The following is a 21,491-nucleotide window of genomic DNA, read 5'->3' on the forward strand; positions in this document are numbered from 1 at the left end:
ATGAAGATATTAGTTGCGATGACTCAATGGGTATCCGGGATACTGCTATTAGCATTGACCAGCGTTAATGCAGTGGCTCAAGAGGCACCTGTAAAACGTATTATTGCTTTATCTCCCCATGCGGTTGAAATGCTGTTTGCTATTGGTGCAGGTGAGCAAATTGTGGCGGCAACTGATCATGCTGATTATCCTAAACAAGCGTTGGATATTCCTCGTATTGGTGGCTATTACGGGGTGGTGATTGAAAAAGTATTGGCGCTTAAACCTGATTTAATCGTCACTTGGGGCGATGGAAATAAATCTGAAGATATTGAACAGCTGAAAAAGTTAGGTTTTAAGGTGTTTGATAGCAGCCCTAAAGCGCTTGATGATGTGGCGGTCAATATGATTAGCTTAGGTAAATTGACAGGGCATGAACAACAAGCGCAACAAGTTGCTGAAAAATATCGACAGCAAATTAATGGGTTGCAGCAAAAGTATGCTGAAAAATTGCCTATAAAAGTTTTTTATCAGCTATGGGGTAGACCATTAATGACAGTGTCTAATAATAGCTGGATTGAACAAATTATAGAGATCTGCCACGGTCAAAATGTGTTTGCTAATTCGTGGAATGAATACCCTCAAATAAGTACTGAGAATGTATTAGTGACCAAGCCACAGGTGATTTTACAATCAAATGATCCCAGTAATTTAGATGCGGTGAATTGGCTTAATTGGCCTGAAATACCAGCTGTTGAAATGAACAATGTTTTTGTGATGAATGCCGATTATTTGCATCGAGCTGGGCCGAGAACGCCACTTGGGGTCGCCCAAGTGTGCAATGCGCTGCAAAAAGGTCGACAACATATTCATTCGAGTGTTGAATAACTCTATATATACTATAAAAAGGCTTAATTATTTAATAATTAAGCCTTTTTTACTCCACCACAAGTACGATTTAATTCCCCTGTCGCTAAATTACCATTTGCTTAAATCATAACTATATTTCAATTAGTTAAGCTATAGCTGTAACAATAATGGACTAGTTATTTTGGGTTATTTCGGGCACGTATTGCCGACGACTATGCCGCTGAACCATCATTCTTGTTATTATTGATTTTAACAATGCATTTACAAGTGTATTGTTGGCTACCAGTAATACAGGGATGTAGTGATGATTAATCGGTTTATTTTATTATCAATATTAGTGCTGTTGCCATGCAGCCTGCCGCTGCAGGCTCAAGATCATGATATTGAAATTAGTGGTTTAGTGATTGATCGTACCTTAACCCGCTTTGGTAAAGATTTTAATTTTTACTATGCCAGCTATTGGCGAGACCTGCCTTTTACCCAAGGATTTAATGTCACATTAATTGAGCAAGTATTTCCGCAAGCAGGGACTTCATTAACCCTATTAATTAATGATATTCAAATATATAAAACCTATTTTGGTCGCCGTGCCAGCCCCATAAAAGAAAGAGCTGAGCAGGCCATATTATTGACCATTGATCATATCGCCAATACCAGAGCGAATGCATTAATGGGTGAACTTGCTGATGTAAATAATGGATTCTAGGAAGGAATTATGTTGAACAGGATGTTGATTATATTATTCATATTTAGTGCCAATGCTACCGCTACTGAATTAGTTTATACCCCGATTAACCCTAGCTTTGGCGGTTCTCCGCTAAATGCTTCTTTTTTGCTGAGCAAGGCGCAGTCTCAAAATGATCATACCGCTGAAAGTCGTGAAAAAGACTTTGTCACGCGTTTTAAAGAATCACTAGAACGTAACATTATTAACTCGATTACTCGTGGTGTGGCAAATGGTGAAATAACAGAAGGGGTTTACGATACTGGTGACTTTCGCGTTGAGGTTGCTTCGACGGGGGGCGGTGTGATGTTAACCATTACCAATATAGTCTCTGGTGAGGTGACTGTGATTGAGATGCCTACATTTGGAGGTGGCCTATGAGGTTAATCTTCAGTGGCATCATCGCATTATTACTTAGTGGTTGTAGTTTAGTGCCAAAACCTGATCTTAATATATCCGCTGCAGAAGTGAACCCTATTAGTGCCACCATGCGTCAATTGGCGCAGCAACCAGGGCCTAAATATCCTATTCCAGTATCTGTATATTCATTTAGAGACCAAACTGGGCAATATAAACCACAAGCTAATGTGAGTTCATTCTCAACAGCCGTGACACAAGGTGCCACTTCAATGTTGGTGCAAACTTTACTTGATTCAAAGTGGTTCACTCCGCTTGAACGTGAAGGACTGCAAAACTTACTCACTGAGCGAAAGATAAGCCAAAAGCAACAAGTTAACGGCAACAATGTTCCATCATTGACCCATGCTAGATTGCTGCTAGAGGGCGGCATCATTAGTTATGAGTCAAATATTAGTACAGGCGGTAGCGGGGTTGAATATTATGGTATTGGCGCATCTGAGCTGTATCGTGAGGATCAAGTTACCATCTATTTACGCGCAGTGGATGTTCATACCGGTAAAGTGCTCTTGTCTGTTAACACCAGTAAACGGGTGTTTTCACAAGAAATGCGCGCAGGACTATTTCGTTATACAAGTTTGAATCGCCTAGCAGAGGCTGAAATTGGATTCTCAACCAATGAACCAGTGCAATACTGTGTGCTACAGGCGATTGAACTGGCCGTTGCTGAACTCATTGAAAAGGGCATATCACAAGGATTTTGGTCGGTTAGTTAACGGGGGCCAATTGCCTGCCAGAATAATTGAAAACTGGCCTGTTTATAACGCTCATTTTGCCATAGGTGCGGTTGCTCAATATAAAAGTGGCTGAGTGTTAAAAACTGGCCATGACAAGTTTCTAACATAAGATCCATTGGGTAATCGGCGACCAGTGATTGTTGCTGACCTTGTACCAATAAGGGTTCCAGTAATTGATAAACACTTGCTAGAGCTTGTTGTTTAATGGCTTTGTTAATCGTGGCAGATTGTGAATATTGTTGGAAAAAACGCTGTTTAAGCGGATTTTCCATTGCCCATTCAATGGCGCCAAACCATATCTGCTGGGCTAATTGTTGCAGTGTTAAGTTTGGCGCTTGTTGACGGATTTGCATGACATGATTAGCAAACTCTTGCTTTATTGATAAATAGAGTTGCTCAATTAACTTGTCTTTGCTACTAAAATGGTGGAATAGCGTTCCTGTTGCTACCTGAGCTTGCTTCGCAATTGAGGCCGTAGAGGTTGCATAAAATCCTTGCTCAACAAACAGCAATAAAGCAGCATCAAAAATTTGTTGTTTTTTCTGAGATAACTTAGCCATTAGCGCATAAATATCTTAAACAGTAACTGTTGGATTTTATTGCCATAGGGTGGATGTACCAATTTGCCGGTATTGAAACGCCCTCTGCTCAGTACTGTTTTAGCGTGACTAAAGCTTAAGAAGCCCTCTTTACCATGATAATGGCCCATGCCCGATGGTCCAATGCCACCAAAAGGCGCATCGTCTGCGGCTACATGAAATACCGTCTCATTAACACAGACTCCGCCGGAATGGGTGCGACTAATAATCTGTTGGCTCGTCGTCTGCTCGAAACTCATAATATAAAGTGCTAACGGACGAGGACGTTGATTAACGTAGCTAATCGCTTGTTCAAGGTCATCATAAGCAACAATAGGCAGCAGTGGTCCAAAAATTTCTTGCTGCATAACAAGCATAGAATCTGTGACTTGGCTGATAAGCTGCGTGGCCATTTTTCGCTGCGGAATATCAATACTATTACTGGTGACTGGTTCGACTTGCGCCCCTTGTTGTTTGGCATCTTCAATAACTGCCAGCAAGCGTTCAAATTGACGTAAATTAATCACATTTGAATAGTCTTGATTGTCGATAAAATTAGGATAAAGTTGTTCAAATTTAGTTTTATAAGCATCAATGAAAGCTTGTTGTTTATCTTTCGGGAGCAAGACATAGTCTGGTGATACACAAATTTGCCCTGCATTTAAACATTTACCAAATATCATCCGTTCAACTGCAATATCTATGTCCATATCAGGTGCAATAATAACGGGCGATTTACCACCGAGCTCTAACGTCACTGGGGTTAAATTCTCGGCGGCCGCACGCATTACATGCTTGGCGACTTCGGTTGAGCCAGTAAAGAGTAAGTGGTCAAATGGTAGCGCTGAAAATTGGGCGGCAACATCAGCTTCACCTTCCACAATATAGACCTGTTCATCACTGAATACTTGGGCGACAATTTGTTTGATGACTTGGTTTACCGCTGGCGTGAATTCACTCAGTTTGATCATGGCATGGTTGCCAGCAGCCACTGCGGTAATTAATGGCCCTAAACTGAGCATAACCGGGAAATTCCATGGCACGATAATGCCGATAACGCCTAATGGTTGGTAATGTACTTTGACATTGGCAGGCGCTAATAATAAGCCTGCGTGGCGGCGGCTAGGTTTTATCCATTTGGCTAAATGTTTACGAGTGTAATTGATCTGGTTAATACAAGGCATAACATCAGCAAGCAAAGTATCAAAGCTGGCTCGATGTCCATAATCATTAGCGAGCGCGCTGACAATATGTTGCTGATGTTGGATGAGTGCATGCTTAAGTTGGTTTAATTTGTCGAGCCGAGTTTGGAAGTCAAAGCCACCGCTTTGCTCAAAACTATGACGTTGTTTTTGCAATTGGGTAATAAGTGCTGAAGCTTGATTTTGTTGTGTATTAACCCTATCCATGTTGACACCTTATTTGTTATAAAAACAATTAAACCGACTAGTCAGTCGGTTTAACATAGCGTGCTTAATTGGACGGGGCAATAGCTCAATAGTCGCTCAACAGAAGTGCCTTGAGCTGAACGAGCTTAAGTGCTTCTAGAAATAACAGCTTCAGGTCGTTTGGCTATTATAGTTTTGCAGTTGCTGTTGTAACTCTTTCAATTGCTGTAAGCGTTGCTGAGTCAAATAAGCTTGCCACTGTTGTTTGGAGGTATTGGGCGTCAGTAAACTGAGTAGATGGGCGGTACTATCACGATAATTTAACCATGCACGTTGAGTTTGCTTTAGATCATCAAAATGAAAGCTAATATTGAAGTCAGTTACGGGATGAGCACGCAGGTTTTTTCTAAGCTGTCGGTAGACTTGATTTAGAGCCTTATCTTCAGCGCTGAAATCGACCACGACAGGATGACTTAATAGCGCCACTTGATTATAAATCCAATCAATATAGTGCTGCTTTTGTTGATTGATATCTTCAATGATCATGCCTGAACGGCTAGTGCCTGCATAAAGTTGTTCTCCAATCGCGCGTAATTGGGCAAAAGTCGCAAATTCATTGTAGCTGTCATCAAGTGCCATTAATAATTGTTGGTGCTGTGGCTTATGCAGTAACTGCTGTTTGATTTTTGATAACTGCAATTGTTGCTGTTTAGCCTGCTTTTGGGCATCGCGATTAGCACAAAAACTCATGCCCATACCGCTGGTAATATAGTGACAAATATTGAATGTTTGGCTGCTATAGTTCTGTAACCAAAATTGATAACGTTCTTCAACCGCAGTTTCTAACTCTGCGGGGACTTCACTGCCTCGGCAAATAATTTGCAATACCAGCTGATTGGTTTTATTGGCATAAATGGGGTTATGCGAAACACGCTCAGCGAGTTGCCATGTTTGATAGATATCACCATGGTGGATTAAGTAACTTTGCTGATCTGCTTCGGTTAAATCAGCTAAGTTAAATGTACCTGCATTGACGCATTGCTGCAGGCTTTGACGGCTGTTTACCGCTAAATGGGGTTGCTGTTTCTTCTGTAGTTTGACTAATTCGAGTGCGCGCTCAGGAGAGGCATTTTGTAAGTATCTGGCGCGGGTAAATAATACCTCAATAGCATCGTCTAGCGCAGGACTGTAGCCCAGTTGTACCGCTTTTTCATAATAGTTGATTGCTTGTTCATTGCTGACAACATAACGATATGCCAGTTGGTAATAGGCTTCACCACTGTCTAATTGTGCTGCTTTGACGTAAAGGTTTTGGGCTAACTGAGTTTGACCTTGTTCGAACAGTTGATTGGCTTGTTGCAGCAACAGCGTTATTGATTGTGACGGAGCTATTTGAGATGACCGCAGCTCAATATGTTGAGTATTAACTGAGGCTGATGCCGCGTTAACATTAAAGAACAACGTTGATAGCAATGAGCAGAGTAAAGCTGGGTACATCAGAAAACGCATGGAGGCTCCATCACAAAACAGTAACAATAGAATAATTCATTACAACTACATTAGGGATTAATAATAAGTTGTGTATCTCCCATTCTACTTGAATTTTTGTTATTAATTAATAGAAGTGTGATGCTGATATATTGATCTTATTGTTAATGGCGTATCTAATTGTTAACAACTAGAATCAAATCAATACAACAGAGTGAGGCGATGATGAGAAACAAACCGATATTATGGCCAACAGATTTTTCTGAAACAGCCGCACATGCATTAAGCTATGCCATTGAAATGGCAAATTTATATGATGTTGATTTACGTATTTTGCATGTTGTTGAACAGCCATATGGTTATGAAAATTACCAAATTATGGCAATTACTCCACAAGAGCTCGCAGATAGTATGGAACTGGCCGCGGCTCAAAAAATGAATGATTTATTAGCAAAATTAAAAATGACATTGAAGGTCGATACTGTTATTCGTCATGGGCAAGCGATTGAGCAGATAATTGAAGAAGCTGAGCAGGCTGATGTGGGGATGATTGTGATAGCTTCACATGGCCGCACTGGCATTGATCACTTCTTACATAGTAATGTCGCTGAAGCGGTTGCAAACGGTTCTAAATGTCCGGTGCTCGTGGTTAAATAAATTAAAAACTTGAGCCAGGCTGATTGAGAAAATCAAGTTCAGCTTGGCTAGATTCGCGTCCTAAAATCGCATTACGATGTGGATAGCGACCAAATCGGTCAATAATAGCTTTATGGCTTAATTCATATCCCAATTGTGCTTTTGCAGCTTCTCTATTAAATAAAATCTCAGCGACCTCATGAATTTGTTTTGATTCACTGTGCATATAAGGCATATATAAAAACGGAATATGTTTGGTTTTTAATTGAGTATCAATATGTAATGCAACGGCCTCTTGCGCTAATACCAAGGCTATATTATCAGCGGCAAATGCTTGTGGAGTGTCGCGGTAGATATTACGTGAAAATTGATCAAGTACGATGATCTCGGCTAGACGTCCTTCAGGAGTACTACGCCAATGATATAATTCCCCCAGTTTCGCTTGCTCCAACACAGATTGATATCTCTGGCGTAGTAATTGATCAAATTCAAGATCTTTTACCCACCAACATTGACAGTCTATCTCTTCAAACCAAAAGTTTAAGATTTCATCAGGGGTTATCATTAGCCATGCTTCCGTTTCAGTGGTTAACGATTTACTTTAGCCTTAGATTGCGCATAAAATCAACTAACGCTTTATCTATAGACCAAATTATAAGTATTACAAATGGATAGAATTACTATGCTCGATCCTAACAATAGCTCAAAACAGCAGAAAGCCTTCCTACGTAAGCTTTACTTGGCACATCTTATCAAGAGTGAGTCTCATAATTTACTGTCATTAACTCAATTAACTGGGATGCCTCGCCGCACGTTGCAAGATGCCATTGCAGCATTCGCTGATATAGGTATTGAATGCCAGTTTGTTCAATCTGGTGTCCGCAACAATGCGGGCTATTATCAGATCGATGCTAGCGGTCCAATCAATTTAGATTGGGTTGCTGATCACCTTGAGCAGATAGCATTATTACTGGAAATATCCGCAAGCAATAATTGAAATAATATTCAGAATAATATTATTTAAAGTTTAAATTAGTTTAGGTTTTATTTATAAAATAATAAAATTGATACATTATGCAATACTTGTTTAAATAATATTAAATAAGCAGTGAATTAATTATGTGACCTAATTTACATTATTAATTTATTCTTATTCACCAATAATTAAATATATGCAATATTAGCGCCGCATAGTTAAGCGGCGCGTGTTTATTTTCTGCTAATTAACTTGCCTTTGAAATTAAATAATAATATGTGAAATTTAATTACCTCTTATGATTTTTAATCATGAGTATGGCTTCGTATATTCTAAATTTAATGATGTTTTTATTTGTTTATGTAATTTAAATACAAAACAAGGCTTGTTTAGAGATCAAATAATTTGGTCATTAACTGAAAATAAGCATAGGAGTTGGTGTGAGTATTTTATTGGTATCTGGCCATCCTGATTTGCAGCGCTCTGTCGCTAATCAGGCCATTTTGTCTGAGTTATCAGCAACCGAGATACAGTGTCGTTTACTCGATAAATTGTATCCTGACTATCAAATTGATGTTTTGCAAGAGCAACAAGCATTGTTGGCAGCTGATGTTATTATTTTTCAGTTTCCTCTGTATTGGTCGACTTATCCTGCATTAATGAAGCTGTGGTTTGACGAAGTGTTTACTTATAACTTTGCTTTTGGTCCAAATGGCAGCCAGTTAAAAGATAAAAAAGTGATTTTGTCGATTACTTGCGGTGCAACTGCAGAATCTTACGCACCTGAACAATTTAATTTCTTAGATATCAATCATTACCTGCAAGCAGCTATGCATCCTGTTAATGCTGCGCAAATGGACATTGTTGACACTATTCTCACCTTTGAAATGAACTCTACCCCTGATGAAGGTGGTGATCAGCAACAAGTGATGCAGTTAGCGCAACAGCACAGCCAACGGATATTGGCCTCAATCCAACAATATAGTTAATTTTTAGGATATTTTATTATGTGGCAATCTCTTATTGGTATTGTAGCGTTATTGGCGCTGGCATATTTATGCTGTAATGCTAAATCAAATATTAACTGGCGTACCGTAGGTGGGGCGTTAGTGATTCAAGTGCTTATTGCAGGTTTCGTACTGGCGACTGAGTTCGGTAGCGATATGCTGTTAGCACTATCAAATGGTGTTTCAAGCATCCTAGGTTATGCATCTGAAGGTATTGGCTTTGTGTTCGGTAACCTCGTGACCTTTAAAGTTGAAAACTTAGGTTTTGTGTTTGCTTTTCAAGTATTACCTGCGATTATTTTTACCGCTGCATTAGTGAGCTTATTGCACTATATGGGCATTATGAATCTATTCGTTAAAGTATTGGGTGGTGGCTTACAAAAAGCGATTGGTTCATCGAAAGCTGAGTCGATGAATGCGATTGCAAACACTGTGTGTGGTCAAACTGAAGCGCCATTATTTGTAAAGCCATGGCACCCATACTTGACTAAGTCTGAAATCTTCGCGGTGATGGTGGGTGGTTTAGCGTCTATTGCCGGTTCTGTATTAGCAGGTCTTGCAGGTATGGGCGTTGAAGTTAAGTATCTTGTGATGGCTTGCTTTATGAGCGCGCCTGCGGGTCTATTGTTTGCTAAGTTAATTATCCCTGAAACTGAGCAACCAATGAATGATGTACCTGAGCTACCAGATGATGAAAAACCAAGTAACTTTATTGATGCGATTGCTAAAGGTGCGATAGCGGGTCTTAAGATTGCTGTAGTAGTGGGTGCAATTTTGATTGCATGTATCGGTTTAATTGCCATGGTTAACGGCATGTTAGGTTGGTTTGGTGACAAGATTGGTTTTGAAGGTTTAACGCTTGAGCTGATTCTAGGTTTTGTATTTGCGCCGGTGGCATGGTTGATTGGTGTGCCTTGGGCTGAAGCTAATATTGCAGGTTCGTTCATTGCGCAAAAGTTAGTCCTTAACGAGTTCGTTGCTTATGCAGGTTTTGCTCCTTATATCAGTGGTGAAGCGGTTGTGGCGACAACGGGTGAAGTGATGTCACCTAAGTCGGTTGCCATTATCACAGTCGCACTATGTGGTTTTGCTAACTTAGGTTCTGTTTCTATGGTGGTTGCAGCACTTAGCAGCATGATCCCAAATAAATCGAGCTATATCGCTAGCGTGGGTATGAAAGTGTTACTTGCAGCGACATTAGCTAACTTACTTTCTGCAACAGTGGTGGGTTTATTTATGTCATTCTAATTGGATGATGTAAATTGAAGCGAGTCAGTGCAAACTGACTCGCTTTTTTATTGGCTCAATGTTTTGTGTTGCTTAATTACAGAGTGAGCGGCTATTTAGGTTGATAATTGCACAGGCTCTAACTTTTTAACTTGCTTCATTAGCAAAGGTTAATGAAATACAAAGCTATCATTATGATTTAAAAGTATTAATCTGATAGTGCGTAGATGTGTCGATATTTGTTTGCGTAATAAAATTACATGTTAATTCTGATTTGTGCGTTAGCTCACGGAAGTTTGAAGTGCTGCAAGGTACTTTGAAGATACCGCTTTTCCTGAAAAGCCTTAGCTAAGTGATTAGCTTAGCTAAATCTTTTTTGGGAGTGGTATTAATGAAAGTCACTAATCAGCAGGAATTAGATCGTCTGGTTACTCGCGTTGCTAATGCACAGGCAAAATTTGCCACTTATTCGCAACAGCAAGTTGATAAAATTTTTCGTGCGGCTGCACTTGCAGCAGCAGATGCCCGTATTCAATTGTCCAAAATGGCTGTTGCAGAAACACGCATGGGGGTGATTGAAGATAAAGTGATTAAAAACCATTTTGCTTCTGAATATATTTATAACAAATATAAAGACAGCAAAACCTGTGGCATTTTAGACGAAGACACCACTTTTGGCACCATGACTATTGCTGAGCCTATCGGCATTATTTGTGGCATTGTACCGACTACAAACCCGACCTCTACCGCCATATTCAAGGCATTAATTAGCCTTAAAACCCGTAATGCAATTATTTTCTCACCCCATCCGCGCGCTAAAAAATCAACCACGCAAGCCGCTAAAATTGTACTTGATGCTGCTGTTGCCGCAGGTGCGCCAAAAGATATTATTGGTTGGATTGATGAGCCAAGTGTCGAGTTATCTCATCAATTAATGACTCATGATCAGGTCAATTTAATTCTCGCCACGGGTGGTCCCGGTATGGTGAAAGCGGCATATTCATCAGGTAAACCTGCAATTGGTGTTGGCGCCGGTAATACGCCGATTGTGATTGATGAAACTGCAGATATTAAACGTGCCGTCAGTTCTATCTTAATGTCTAAAACTTTTGATAACGGTGTGGTATGCGCATCAGAGCAAGCGGTCGTTGTTGTTGATAGCATTTATGAACAAGTTAAACAGCGTTTTGCAAGCCACGGCGGTTATTTACTGAATGCTAAAGAAAATAAAGCACTGCAACAAGTGATCTTAAAAAATGGTGGTTTAAATGCCGATATCGTGGGTCAAAGTGCGGTAGATATTGCGGCAATGGCTGATATTAAAGTGCCAGCAACCACTAAAGTGCTGATTGGTGAAGCCACTAAGATTGATGATTCAGAAGCCTTTGCCCATGAAAAACTGTCACCATTACTCGGTATGTACCGTGCTGATAATTTTGAGCAGGCTGTGATTAAAGCTGAGGCATTAGTTGCCCTTGGTGGTATTGGTCACACATCGGGTTTATATACCGATCAAGATACTCAAATTGATCGTATCAGATTATTTGGCGAGCGCATGAAAACGGCGCGGATCTTAATAAATACGCCTGCTTCACAAGGTGGTATTGGTGATCTTTATAACTTTAAATTGGCACCATCATTAACCTTAGGTTGTGGCTCATGGGGTGGTAACTCTATTTCTGAAAACGTTGGGCCAAGCCATCTTATTAATAAGAAAACTGTCGCTAAACGGGCTGAAAATATGTTGTGGCACAAACTTCCATCATCCATCTATTTCCGTCGTGGTAGCTTACCGATTGCACTTGAAGAGCTTAAAGATAAAAAACGTGCGCTGATTGTGACCGATAAGTTCCTATTTAATAATGGTTACTGTAATGAGACGCTGCAAATCCTTAAAGCGCAAGGATTAGAAACTGAGGTGTTTTATGAGGTAGAAGCCGATCCAACTTTAGCCGTAGTGCGTGATGGTGCTAAAGTCGCGCAGAGTTTCCAACCTGATGTGATTATTGCATTAGGTGGCGGTTCACCTATGGATGCCGCCAAAATTATTTGGGTGATGTATGAGCATCCAGATGTGGCCTTTGCTGATTTAGCGTTGCGCTTTATGGATATTCGTAAGCGTATTTACACTTTCCCTAAGCTAGGCCAAAAAGCAATGATGGTGGCGGTGCCAACCACATCAGGCACTGGCTCTGAAGTGACACCGTTTGCTGTGGTCACTGATGAAGTGACTGGAATGAAATATCCAATCGCTGATTATGAGTTGACTCCTGATATGGCCATTATTGATCCTAATTTGGTGATGAATTTACCCAAATCATTAACGGCTTTTGGTGGTATTGACGCCATAACTCATGCGTTAGAAGCTTATGTGAGCGTGATGGCCAATGAATATAGTGATGGTCAGGCATTACAATCAGTTAAACTGCTCTTTAGCCATTTGGAAGATGCTTATCAGTTAGGCGCTAATGCCCCTGTGGCGCGCGAAAAAGTGCATAACGGTGCCACAATTGCGGGTATTGCATTTGCTAACGCTTTCCTTGGTATCTGTCATTCAATGGCACACAAATTAGGGGCAGAATTCCATCTTGCTCATGGTTTAGCCAATGCGCTACTGATCAGCAATGTGATTCGTTTCAATGCTACTGATTTGCCTACTAAACAAGCCGCTTTTAGTCAGTATGACCGTCCTAAAGCTAAGTGTCGTTATGCTGAAATTGCTGACTACCTGCGTTTACCGGGCCAAGATGATAGCGCTAAAGTGAATGCACTTATTGATGAAATTGAACGGATTAAATTGGCGTTAGATATCCCGATGTCAATTCAGGCCGCAGGGGTGAATGAAGCCGATTTCTTAGCTAAATTAGATGAAATTGCAGAAGATGCCTTTGATGATCAGTGTACTGGCGCGAACCCTCGTTACCCATTGATTAGCGAGTTAAAAGCGATTCTGTTAGCCAGTTACTATGGTAAGCCGTACCAAGATTGATTTTCAGCTAGCTAAACAATTTAAAATGGAGCCTAAGAGCTCCATTTTTGTTATGGTGCAATCATATTAACGATAAGGAATACTAAAGTGGCAGTAACTCATGATGAAATAGTCGTGGTATTGAGCTCTTTGAATTGTAGAACCAATTTTACCATTAAGAAGATTACTGAATATATGTTACCTGAGTTGAAAGAGCCGATCTATTTGCAAGGTTCAGGTAAAGATTGCCAACTAGTGATCCGTCCAGCGTATGAAATTTTTCTTAATGAACTATCGTCGCTTGAGGGGGTTAAATATAAAGCGGGCTATTTTCATAATAGTGAGATGACTCGTTTCCCTAAACGTGTGCAAAAAAGCTTAAATGGTATTCATTATGGCTTAGCATTTAAATTTGATGATGAGATGGCGATTAAGCGTTTTATTCAGCAGTTATTGAATATTATTAATGGCGCTTAAACACATGGATAAGGCATTATTGCGCGATATTATTGTGGTACAGCTTGAATCAATTAAACAAGCTGCAGTTAATGCGGCTAATCAAGCTCATGAAACCGCGACACACAGTGAAGCCATTGCTAGAAGCAAATACGAGACTTTTGGCCTTGAGGCATCATATTTAGCCCATGGACAAACTCAACGGGTGGCAGAGTGCCAGTTAGCGCTGCAACAAATTAATGGCTTAGTACTGCGAGATTTTGATGCTGATACTGCCATTGGTTTAGGCGCTTTAGTGATCCTTGAAGATGAGCTTGAACAATTACAGGCATTATTTATCAGCCCAGCGGCTGGTGGTGTAAAAGTGCAGTGGCCAGAGCTTAGTCAGTATCATAATGATATCAATAACGTTATGTTAGTGACGTCTGCTGCACCATTAGGTTATGCATTAATGGGCAAATATGTGGATGATGATATTGTGTTAGCAGGTCAGAATAAACAGTATCAAATTATTGCGGTTTATTAAAAGCCAGCAAAGGTCGCTGGCTTTCAATACTATGCTATTGCATCAGCGCCTTTGATTGTGAAAGGTGTGGCTCAATCAATTCATTTTCAAAAGGTCCCACCATAAATTGTTGTTTACCATCTAAATACTGGATATTTACCTGAGTTGCTTGGTTATCACCTAAACCAAAAGTGATGATACGGCTGCTATCAGAGCATAAGCCTTCTCCAGAGACGTAAGGCCGTTGTAGTACATCACCATTACTTAATTTAATTGCAACCACGGCGCCAATAGAATTGATGGTATCAGCAAGCTTTACTTTTAAGTAATTACCAGAGCCAGGCTGGCTTAAAAACAGTTTGGAGTCACTGTTTAAATTGGCATGAACAATATCAGGTCGGCCATCTTGGTTAAAATCAGCTGTTAAAGGGGAGATTGAATATAATCGATTGGATACTCCAGCTTGCGCACCCGCTGGTGCAAACTCACCATTAGCGGTTTGCAGGAGTAATCGACCATTTAAACGTAAAAATGGCATTTTATGCATAGGTAACCCTATGTAGTTTTCTGCCACAATTAAATCATCACGACCATCTAAATTAAGGTCATCAAATACGCCACCCCAAGCAAATTCGTAATCAGCAATTTTAGCTTGTTGAGCAACATCCTCAAATTTGAAGTCGCCGTTATTTTTAAACAGTAACCATTTCCAATTACTGATTTGGTCATCGGTTAGCTCGCCTCTAATCATAAAGTTGGGCGGAGTCGTACCGACATTCGAGAAGTAAAAGTCAACATAACCGTTATTGTCGAGGTCGGTAATACCTAAGCCCATCGGATAGCTGTATTCACTTGAGTTAGGATTGTCGACCGCTGCAAATTTAAGATTACCCAAATTACGCCATGTACGGACGTGTCCAGTATCATGCGCGACGATCAGATCTTCTTTACCATCACGATCGATATCGATAAAAGCTGATTGAAAAGTGTTATGTTTATATTCAAGTCCTGCTTGCTTAGTGTAATCAGTAAAGCTGTTGTCGCCATTATTGATAAATAATCGACTTGAACCGCCATAACCTTCTCGGAAGATATTTTGCCCTTCAACTAATTCATGCTGAATATAGCCTGCAACATACATATCAAAGGCACCGTCACGGTTAAGATCTGCGATAGCAATCGAGAGAGGCGTTGTACCTGCAGGCATTTGTGCTGCTAACTTTTGATTGTTAAACATGCCGTGTTCATTTAAATGCAGCCAAATACCATCTTCGCGGGCTACAATCAGATCTTGATAACCATTGCCGTCTACATCAAGCACTACACTACCAAAGCTGGCTTGACCGTTATTGCTTATTCCTGCACTACCTTTAATGGCAACCAATTGATTTTTGGTAAATTTAAACAGACCATCATTACTCTTTTTACTGCCGCCCAAAAAAAGCTCTTCAACGCCGTCATTTTCAATATCAATAATAGCCGACCCTAAAAATGGCAAACTATCACTAAAGTCATTAGCTTGATTAAATGGGATAGTCGATTCGATATATAGCGGCACTTCAGTATCCGCTAGACTGACGTCGTAATCGTCTTGTCTATCCATAATGGAACGAATAATGATCATAATAAACATAGCGATTATGAGCAGTAACAAAGCAAATAATAGTTTTAAGGTTAGGCGCATCTATCTGTCCTTATTGTTTTATTTTTATGGCAATAAATAGTGAGAGGGTAAATAGCAAAGCAAATGAAGTGTTTAATGCGATAGGCATTAAATATATACCTACAGCAGGTGAGATAAGCCAAATAGCAAAGTTGAGCAGAATTAAGGTAAAGGGATTAAATAACATAAACCAGCGAGGATAGTGAGTTTTGCCGGTTGCAATTAATCCAACAAAAATGGCTGAGAATAATAAAACGATGACTCTGGTCACTTGCAACAGACTTTCATATCTCGCTTGATAGAGTGCAATTAATTGAGTTTGGTCTATATTCACAGATTGATTAATCATGGCACTGATATCTGCTCTTGAGCCAATCCACACCAGCCCGATAATAATGCCATAGCTTAGTAATACAAATCCGATGGTGGCGAGTAATTTATTAGCAGGTTCAAGCATTTTCATCAAATGCCAAAAACCTATGATATATAAAGGGCCACTGAGTACTGCAATAAAATGACCATAACTGGTGCGGGTTGCACTGATCCCCTGCATAAATTGATAAGGAGAGTCGGCATTAAAGCGTCCTTGAGGGTCAAAATGTAATAAAAATTCGCCACAGCCGACTAAAAGCGCGGCTAATAAACCGATAACGGCTGATAAAAGTAATTTTCTCTTTAGTGTCATCATTATTATTTTATTCTCGCTGAACTCGCGTTTTGATGAATCAAGCTTGTTATAAACCAGAACTGTTATGGATAAGTGTTTTTTTAACCTAACAGTGACACTGAAGATGTCAATAATTAAACAGTTATATACCCTGTGAAATTAATAATATAACGGTAGCTGTTTAAATAATTATTTATATTAAATGATTTGTTTTATTGTGTAGGTGGTAATAATTGCTTAGATATTCAATTATTATTTAATGGTTATTAATGATAAATATGCGCGAATAATTAAAATCGTGTCGTTATTAAAATAAAGCCCATAGGGTTAAATATGGGCTTTAAGGGAGAGGTGACGTCGAGTTAAGTTATTATTGACTGCTCGTCGTAATACGATTGATCGTCAGTGGATCTAAGCTTGGCTTTGGTAAATTCAGTGCCTGTACGCGACTTAAGCCAATATCAGTAATACCACCTTCATATTGCGGCGTGCTGTCACCTGGGTAAATAAATGATTTACTGCCCGGATTCCATGCCTTGAAAAACTCACTTAAATCAGTTTGGGTCGCATACGACATACATAGCATCAACTGATCACTGGCTGATAGCTGGCTGTTATAACACTGATTTTCACCATGTGCAGGCGCATCTGCATTACGCGTTAAGCGGTGCATTAACTTAAATAAGTTCCAGCCAGCGAGTCCTTTTTGTTCATCGTAATAGCTTGGTAAGCTTTGGTTTGGATACCAAGTATTAATATCAAACTCGGTTTCAGCCCATTGTTTAATTTGAGCAAACATCAGTAGTCGCTCGCCAGCTCCGCCAGCAGCCCAAGCATGACCCTGTTCGCTTTGCACAAACTCAGGGGCAATACGAATGTCTTGCTCAACTCGGTTCATTTTACCTAAATGTTTGTCCTGCATATAAAGTGCCAGTAAGTTGTTAACCACTTCTGTGGCACCAGCAACATTAAACGGGGCTTCAGCCATATTGTGGCCAACTTCATGCCACAGTAACCAATCATTCAGTGGTGTTGTCGGCAACTGCTGGCTTTGCGGATTAAAGTTAGCATTCATGACCGGATAGCCCGAGTGAGCAGCACCTATACTGATGGCAACATCATTGACGAAATGATGGCGGCTATTGCCAATACTGCTATCAGTCGCTTTACGGTTGAGCAGTCCATTTACCCCTTCATCACGACTGTAAAAATCGTTACTGTCTAAGGCAAATTGATCTAGCTGCTGTGCAAATTGAGCCAGATTACCCTCAAAATTACTCGCGGCTAAGTTTGCTTTGGCTGTGGTATAGATGAAGCTTTGGCTAATGACTTCAGCCAGTGGTGCAGGCGCATCTTGTGGGTTAAGCCATTGCCCTTGTTGACCATCAAATTGATATAACGGTGCAGCAACAGTGCCTTGCAGGCTCAATTGTACTGGTGTATCAATATTGGCTTTGGCATAGATTAAACCGCCATAAGGCACTGTCATGGTGTAGCTATTGCCAATATCGCCGCTGTTTAAGGTGATACTTTGGCTTATACGTGGTGGACGCATTAAACCAAGCTCATGTTTTTCACGACCTGTTAAATCGTCATTGAGGGCAACGGTAATCGTAATTGGTTGATTGCTATTAGCCGATATGGTGAAAGGCTGCTGCGCAACGGCCCACTGACCCGTTGCTTGGCGACTACCAGCAAACCAAGCCGCACTGCGGTTACTTAAATCCAATGTAACATTGTGATTGCTTGGGCTGGCATTGGCTTCACCAGGGTATTGCCTAATATCAACTTTGATATCTAAATCCCAAAAAGAGCGGCCTAACATTAAACGTGTTAACGGCTTTTCCATATAATTCAATGGATAGCTTGGGTTCATGTAGTCTGCATACTGGCCTGCATCGTCGCCGTAAATCATGCTAAGTGATTGCATGCTAGTACGCAGTTCAGTCGGGCAAACTGTACCACCTGCAGCGCGGTTGTCGCTATAACAGTTCAACATTTGGGTGAAACGTTCAAAGCCAAGTTCATCTTCTATTCCCGCTTGGAAACGGTAATCAAGATTATTCCATAGCCAGACCGACATATTTTGATAAATACGTTCTAAATCAACACTATTTAAACGCTCACCTTGTTTACCTTTGCTACGGAAGTAGCGCTCATGCTGATATAAACGTTCAATGTTATCGCCTAAGTTTGCGGCTTGTACCATAGCTTTGGCTTCATCGTTACCCAGACTTAACTCGGTATAATGCGGTACATACATGCCACCAGAAAGGGCAATGCCATTGCCGGGACGGTACTCTAAGCAGTTGACTTCATAATGATAGTTACTGTCTTTACATTCACTATACGCCAAGCTGTCATCAGCCTTTTTAAAGGCATTCAAAATACGTGCTTTATCAGCGGCGATATCTTTACTGTTGGCAACATCAATATAAGCAAGGTGTTTGATTTGTTCGCCTTGGTCATTAGTTTCTGTCCAACTAGCTACCTCTAATTTTGGCTTATCGTCTGGCTTGCCTTGTAGCTGATATAACCAATCAACGCTACCATCGGCATTAATGATATAGGGGGTGGTTGGCTTATTATCTTCACCCTCAACTGCGGCATAACGTTCAATCACCCATGCCCCTAATTGATTGTGGCTACGAACGCGATCAGGATAACCTTGGTTAGGGCCATTGCCATTGTTAACCACATTTTGGCCAATGCCAAATGCAATGCCAGCACTGTCAAGTAGACGCGCTAATGGATTGCCCTGCGGCATATCTAACAAGGTTTCCATCACTAACACATTGCCGCCGCGACTCACATAATCAATCAGGTCAGTAGCATCTTGTTGAGTCAGCTTTGCTTGCTCTGTATCGGCTCTTAGCGGTAATTCGTAATGGTTACCATTAGGATTGAGTAGATATTCAAAACCATTAATCATCACAATTGGCATTGTTTGCGGATCAAGATGACTGAATTGGCTAACTTGCTCGGTAGCTACGTTAAAGTCAGGATGGATTTGATACGGCGCTGAGTTGCCAGTGACTTGACCATGACGTTTAAAATAAACCAAAGGAATATTGGTGCCTATGGTATAACCACTTTGGCCATGGCTTAGATAGTTCAAGACGTTCTTCATGAAATGCTTCATATCGTCACTATCATTGCTATTGGTGCATTGACCTTGGTTATCAACGCCACCTTGCCAGCTATAACCATTTGGACAAACTAAGATACTGTTATAACGAGCATTACCCATTACCATCACTTTACCTTGGCCCATTTCACCAATGCTGATAAAAGGCAGATTAAAAGTGGCGGTGTTGGCGCCAACACGTTCTGCAATCACAGTTGATGGTGCCTCAGTAATATAAGCTAGACCATGTTGATCCCACGCTTTTTGCTGACCAAACGGTAGCCAATAGTTATTGTCATTGCGGGCCATCATGACCGGAAATGCAGTATTGGCAATGTTAACTGCCGCTTGACCACGGGCATTACCGGTACTGCCATAAAAGTTAGTGCTGTCATGGAAAACATGGAACTGTTTAACGGGTAACCAACCTTGCTGTTGGACCTCAGCAGTACTGCCCCACAGTTTTTGAATATCAGTTAAAATCTGATTGCTGCTTTGCTCTACCAATTGGCGCTGCGCTGGGGCTTGGCAACCATTCGCGCAAATTTGTTGATCGATTTGTTGAGCCAACCCTTGTTTAAACTGCTGCTCAAATTCGGCGCTGATAGTTTGGGTTTGACCATTGCCTAAATCGAGTATTTTATCGTTAGCAGTTAATGATAATGAAATGATCTCATTAATTGCGTTCGGGTATTGGCTGAAGACTCGATTAACTTGCTCAGCCAACTGCCAATGTTGTGACTGTTCAGTACTATAACGTAGCACTAATTGTTCGATATTTTGACCTACATCGCCATGGCCGAGCTGGCTGAGTGTAAATTGAGTTTGATTGCCTCGAATGCTGCCCAGCTCAAAGGTGTCGATACCAAAGCTGATATTATCACCCCAATTAAATTCAAAATAACCCTCGCTGTCTGTGATACCACGGCTATGGGCACTAAAATATTGAATACCTGCAATAGCTTTACCTTGGCTATCGGTCAGTTTAGCCTTTGATAAAATCACTTCTGTGGCTTGATACTGATAATGACTTTCAGCATTAGCCGCTACAAACTGGCCGTTAAGATCTGAAGATGCGCCAGCCGTCACTGCGGGCTTAATGTCCGGCACATGAGTACTTGGCTGTTTATCAACTTGATTGTCGTTACTTTGCTTTTGCTCAATCAGCTCAACAAACTGGCTATGTTCCATATCCAAATCATGTTGGTAATAGTTAGTAAACTGCAGCTGTTGAATTGGGGTTAATTTAAGCTCAATTTGATTACCATACGTGGTTGCCATGCTATTAATTAAGCTGCTGGCATTAACTACAGCATTTGGGCGCTGCGCCATATTATCAGCATGTTCAAGTACTAACAGCTTACGGCTGGTTGGTTGCTCGCTGCGGCTAGGGTCTGCTTGCACATTGCTAAATTCTGCCAACGTCAGTTGATCCAATTGACAATTAACATCATCACCCACTTGAATGGTAAAGGCATTAGCTGACATACCGTTACACAGAACACTGTCGCCAAAAGTAAGATGGCCATCTAATGAGAAACTCGCATTAATTTCAGTGGGAACACTGGTGGCTGCGGGGGTTCTGGCGGTAGCGTTTCATGGTCATTATTGTCTTTTTCGCTACATGCACTAAGCAAGGCAAGTAAAGACACTGCAATAATTGATTTATTCATACAATCCGTTTGTTTTATAAAGATATTAATCTAAAAGTGTTAAATATCATTTGCTGATTATTTTGCTAAGTTAATTAGTGTTAATCATTGGTTGTTTTTTGACATGCCAGCAATTTATCACTCAAGTAGAAATAATTTAAAGGTTGTTAAGAATAAAATGATAATCTTATTTTGCTTGTTAGTGAATCTTGTAATTTGCTGTTTTTATAGCTTTTATTTTTATTGCTTAAACGCTGCCACTTTATTTTATGATGAATGCTAATTATTTGAATAAATTTGATTTAATTCAAAAAAAGAAGACTTGTGATGGATTTGAACTGTAGTTTGGTAAAGTAAGGATTATCCATTGTTAGATGTTTATATTATTGAAATACATGATAATTATTTTTAGTTTTCAGTTGGGGT

Annotated in this window: 19 protein-coding genes; 11 read left to right on the forward strand and 8 right to left on the reverse strand. The window is 40.4% G+C overall.

Annotation, left to right across the window (positions count from 1 at the left end):
* The 4 genes from JCM15074_RS09920 (at nt 1) to JCM15074_RS09935 (ending at nt 2,706) form a co-directional block, all read left to right on the forward strand.
* Nucleotides 1–867 (forward strand): cobalamin-binding protein, encoded by an 867-nt coding sequence (locus JCM15074_RS09920; protein WP_148300772.1) that lies wholly within the window; start codon nt 1–3, stop codon nt 865–867.
* 286 nt (nt 868–1,153) lie between these two features.
* Nucleotides 1,154–1,555: a curli production assembly/transport protein CsgE gene (locus JCM15074_RS09925; protein WP_025821060.1), complete on the forward strand. Its 402-nt coding sequence runs from the start codon at nt 1,154–1,156 to the stop codon at nt 1,553–1,555.
* A gap of 9 nt (nt 1,556–1,564) precedes the next feature.
* The gene (locus JCM15074_RS09930; protein WP_025821061.1) at nt 1,565–1,954 is read left to right on the forward strand and encodes a curli assembly protein CsgF; all 390 of its coding nucleotides are present in this window, start codon (nt 1,565–1,567) and stop codon (nt 1,952–1,954) included.
* Entirely contained in the window at nt 1,951–2,706 is a 756-nt protein-coding gene (locus JCM15074_RS09935; protein WP_025821062.1) for a CsgG/HfaB family protein, read from the forward strand. The genes JCM15074_RS09930 and JCM15074_RS09935 overlap by 4 nt, the downstream gene beginning before the upstream one ends.
* On the opposite strand, the gene JCM15074_RS09940 is transcribed toward JCM15074_RS09935, so the two are convergent.
* The 3 genes from JCM15074_RS09940 to JCM15074_RS09950 all read right to left on the reverse strand — a co-directional run bounded on the left by JCM15074_RS09940 (nt 2,703) and on the right by JCM15074_RS09950 (nt 6,202).
* A complete protein-coding gene (locus tag JCM15074_RS09940; protein WP_025821063.1) occupies nt 2,703–3,287 on the reverse strand; it encodes a TetR/AcrR family transcriptional regulator in 585 nt (194 codons plus the stop codon). The genes JCM15074_RS09935 and JCM15074_RS09940 overlap by 4 nt on opposite strands.
* Nucleotides 3,287–4,714, reverse strand: a complete 1,428-nt coding sequence (locus JCM15074_RS09945; protein WP_025821064.1) for a coniferyl aldehyde dehydrogenase — start codon at nt 4,712–4,714, stop codon at nt 3,287–3,289. The genes JCM15074_RS09940 and JCM15074_RS09945 overlap by 1 nt, the downstream gene beginning before the upstream one ends.
* 150 nt (nt 4,715–4,864) lie before the next feature.
* Nucleotides 4,865–6,202 (reverse strand): lysozyme inhibitor LprI family protein, encoded by a 1,338-nt coding sequence (locus tag JCM15074_RS09950; RefSeq protein ID WP_025821065.1) that lies wholly within the window; start codon nt 6,200–6,202, stop codon nt 4,865–4,867.
* 204 nt (nt 6,203–6,406) lie between these two features.
* Between JCM15074_RS09950 and JCM15074_RS09955 the strand changes: the two genes are divergently transcribed.
* A complete protein-coding gene (locus tag JCM15074_RS09955) occupies nt 6,407–6,838 on the forward strand; it encodes a universal stress protein (RefSeq protein ID WP_025821066.1) in 432 nt (143 codons plus the stop codon).
* A 1-nt stretch (nt 6,839) separates the two neighbouring features.
* On the opposite strand, the gene JCM15074_RS09960 is transcribed toward JCM15074_RS09955, so the two are convergent.
* Nucleotides 6,840–7,382: a DUF924 family protein gene (locus tag JCM15074_RS09960; RefSeq protein WP_025821067.1), complete on the reverse strand. Its 543-nt coding sequence runs from the start codon at nt 7,380–7,382 to the stop codon at nt 6,840–6,842.
* Between the two features lie 102 nt (nt 7,383–7,484).
* On the opposite strand from JCM15074_RS09960, the gene JCM15074_RS09965 reads away from it, so the two are divergent.
* From JCM15074_RS09965 to JCM15074_RS09990, 6 genes are all read left to right on the forward strand, one after another.
* Nucleotides 7,485–7,814, forward strand: a complete 330-nt coding sequence (locus JCM15074_RS09965; RefSeq protein ID WP_234400208.1) for a winged helix-turn-helix domain-containing protein — start codon at nt 7,485–7,487, stop codon at nt 7,812–7,814.
* Between the two features lie 419 nt (nt 7,815–8,233).
* Complete coding sequence (locus JCM15074_RS09970; RefSeq protein WP_025821069.1) at nt 8,234–8,782, forward strand: NAD(P)H-dependent oxidoreductase; 549 nt, start codon at nt 8,234–8,236, stop codon at nt 8,780–8,782.
* A gap of 18 nt (nt 8,783–8,800) precedes the next feature.
* A complete protein-coding gene (locus tag JCM15074_RS09975; protein ID WP_025821070.1) occupies nt 8,801–10,048 on the forward strand; it encodes a NupC/NupG family nucleoside CNT transporter in 1,248 nt (415 codons plus the stop codon).
* A gap of 370 nt (nt 10,049–10,418) precedes the next feature.
* Nucleotides 10,419–13,016 carry a bifunctional acetaldehyde-CoA/alcohol dehydrogenase gene (gene adhE, locus JCM15074_RS09980; protein ID WP_025821071.1) on the forward strand — a complete coding sequence of 866 codons (2,598 nt, stop codon included), beginning with the start codon at nt 10,419–10,421 and terminating at the stop codon, nt 13,014–13,016.
* An 87-nt stretch (nt 13,017–13,103) separates the two neighbouring features.
* Entirely contained in the window at nt 13,104–13,472 is a 369-nt protein-coding gene (locus JCM15074_RS09985; protein ID WP_025821072.1) for a hypothetical protein, read from the forward strand.
* Between the two features lie 4 nt (nt 13,473–13,476).
* The gene (locus JCM15074_RS09990; protein WP_025821073.1) at nt 13,477–13,977 is read left to right on the forward strand and encodes a transcription elongation factor; all 501 of its coding nucleotides are present in this window, start codon (nt 13,477–13,479) and stop codon (nt 13,975–13,977) included.
* Nucleotides 13,978–14,011: 34 nt separating this feature from the next.
* Here the strand turns inward: JCM15074_RS09990 and JCM15074_RS09995 are convergent, their stop codons facing one another.
* From JCM15074_RS09995 to JCM15074_RS24895, 4 genes are all read right to left on the reverse strand, one after another.
* Nucleotides 14,012–15,640 (reverse strand): CRTAC1 family protein, encoded by a 1,629-nt coding sequence (locus JCM15074_RS09995; RefSeq protein ID WP_025821074.1) that lies wholly within the window; start codon nt 15,638–15,640, stop codon nt 14,012–14,014.
* A gap of 10 nt (nt 15,641–15,650) precedes the next feature.
* Nucleotides 15,651–16,307 carry a DUF6796 family protein gene (locus JCM15074_RS10000; RefSeq protein ID WP_025821075.1) on the reverse strand — a complete coding sequence of 219 codons (657 nt, stop codon included), beginning with the start codon at nt 16,305–16,307 and terminating at the stop codon, nt 15,651–15,653.
* A 349-nt stretch (nt 16,308–16,656) separates the two neighbouring features.
* Nucleotides 16,657–20,901, reverse strand: a complete 4,245-nt coding sequence (locus JCM15074_RS21740; protein ID WP_234400209.1) for an SslE/AcfD family lipoprotein zinc metalloprotease — start codon at nt 20,899–20,901, stop codon at nt 16,657–16,659.
* A gap of 41 nt (nt 20,902–20,942) precedes the next feature.
* A complete protein-coding gene (locus tag JCM15074_RS24895; RefSeq protein WP_234400210.1) occupies nt 20,943–21,086 on the reverse strand; it encodes a hypothetical protein in 144 nt (47 codons plus the stop codon).
* Between the last annotated feature and the right edge of the window lie 405 nt (nt 21,087–21,491).

This window comes from Shewanella marina JCM 15074 (genome assembly GCF_000614975.1).
GTDB classification, from domain to species: Bacteria; Pseudomonadota; Gammaproteobacteria; order Enterobacterales; family Shewanellaceae; genus Shewanella; species Shewanella marina.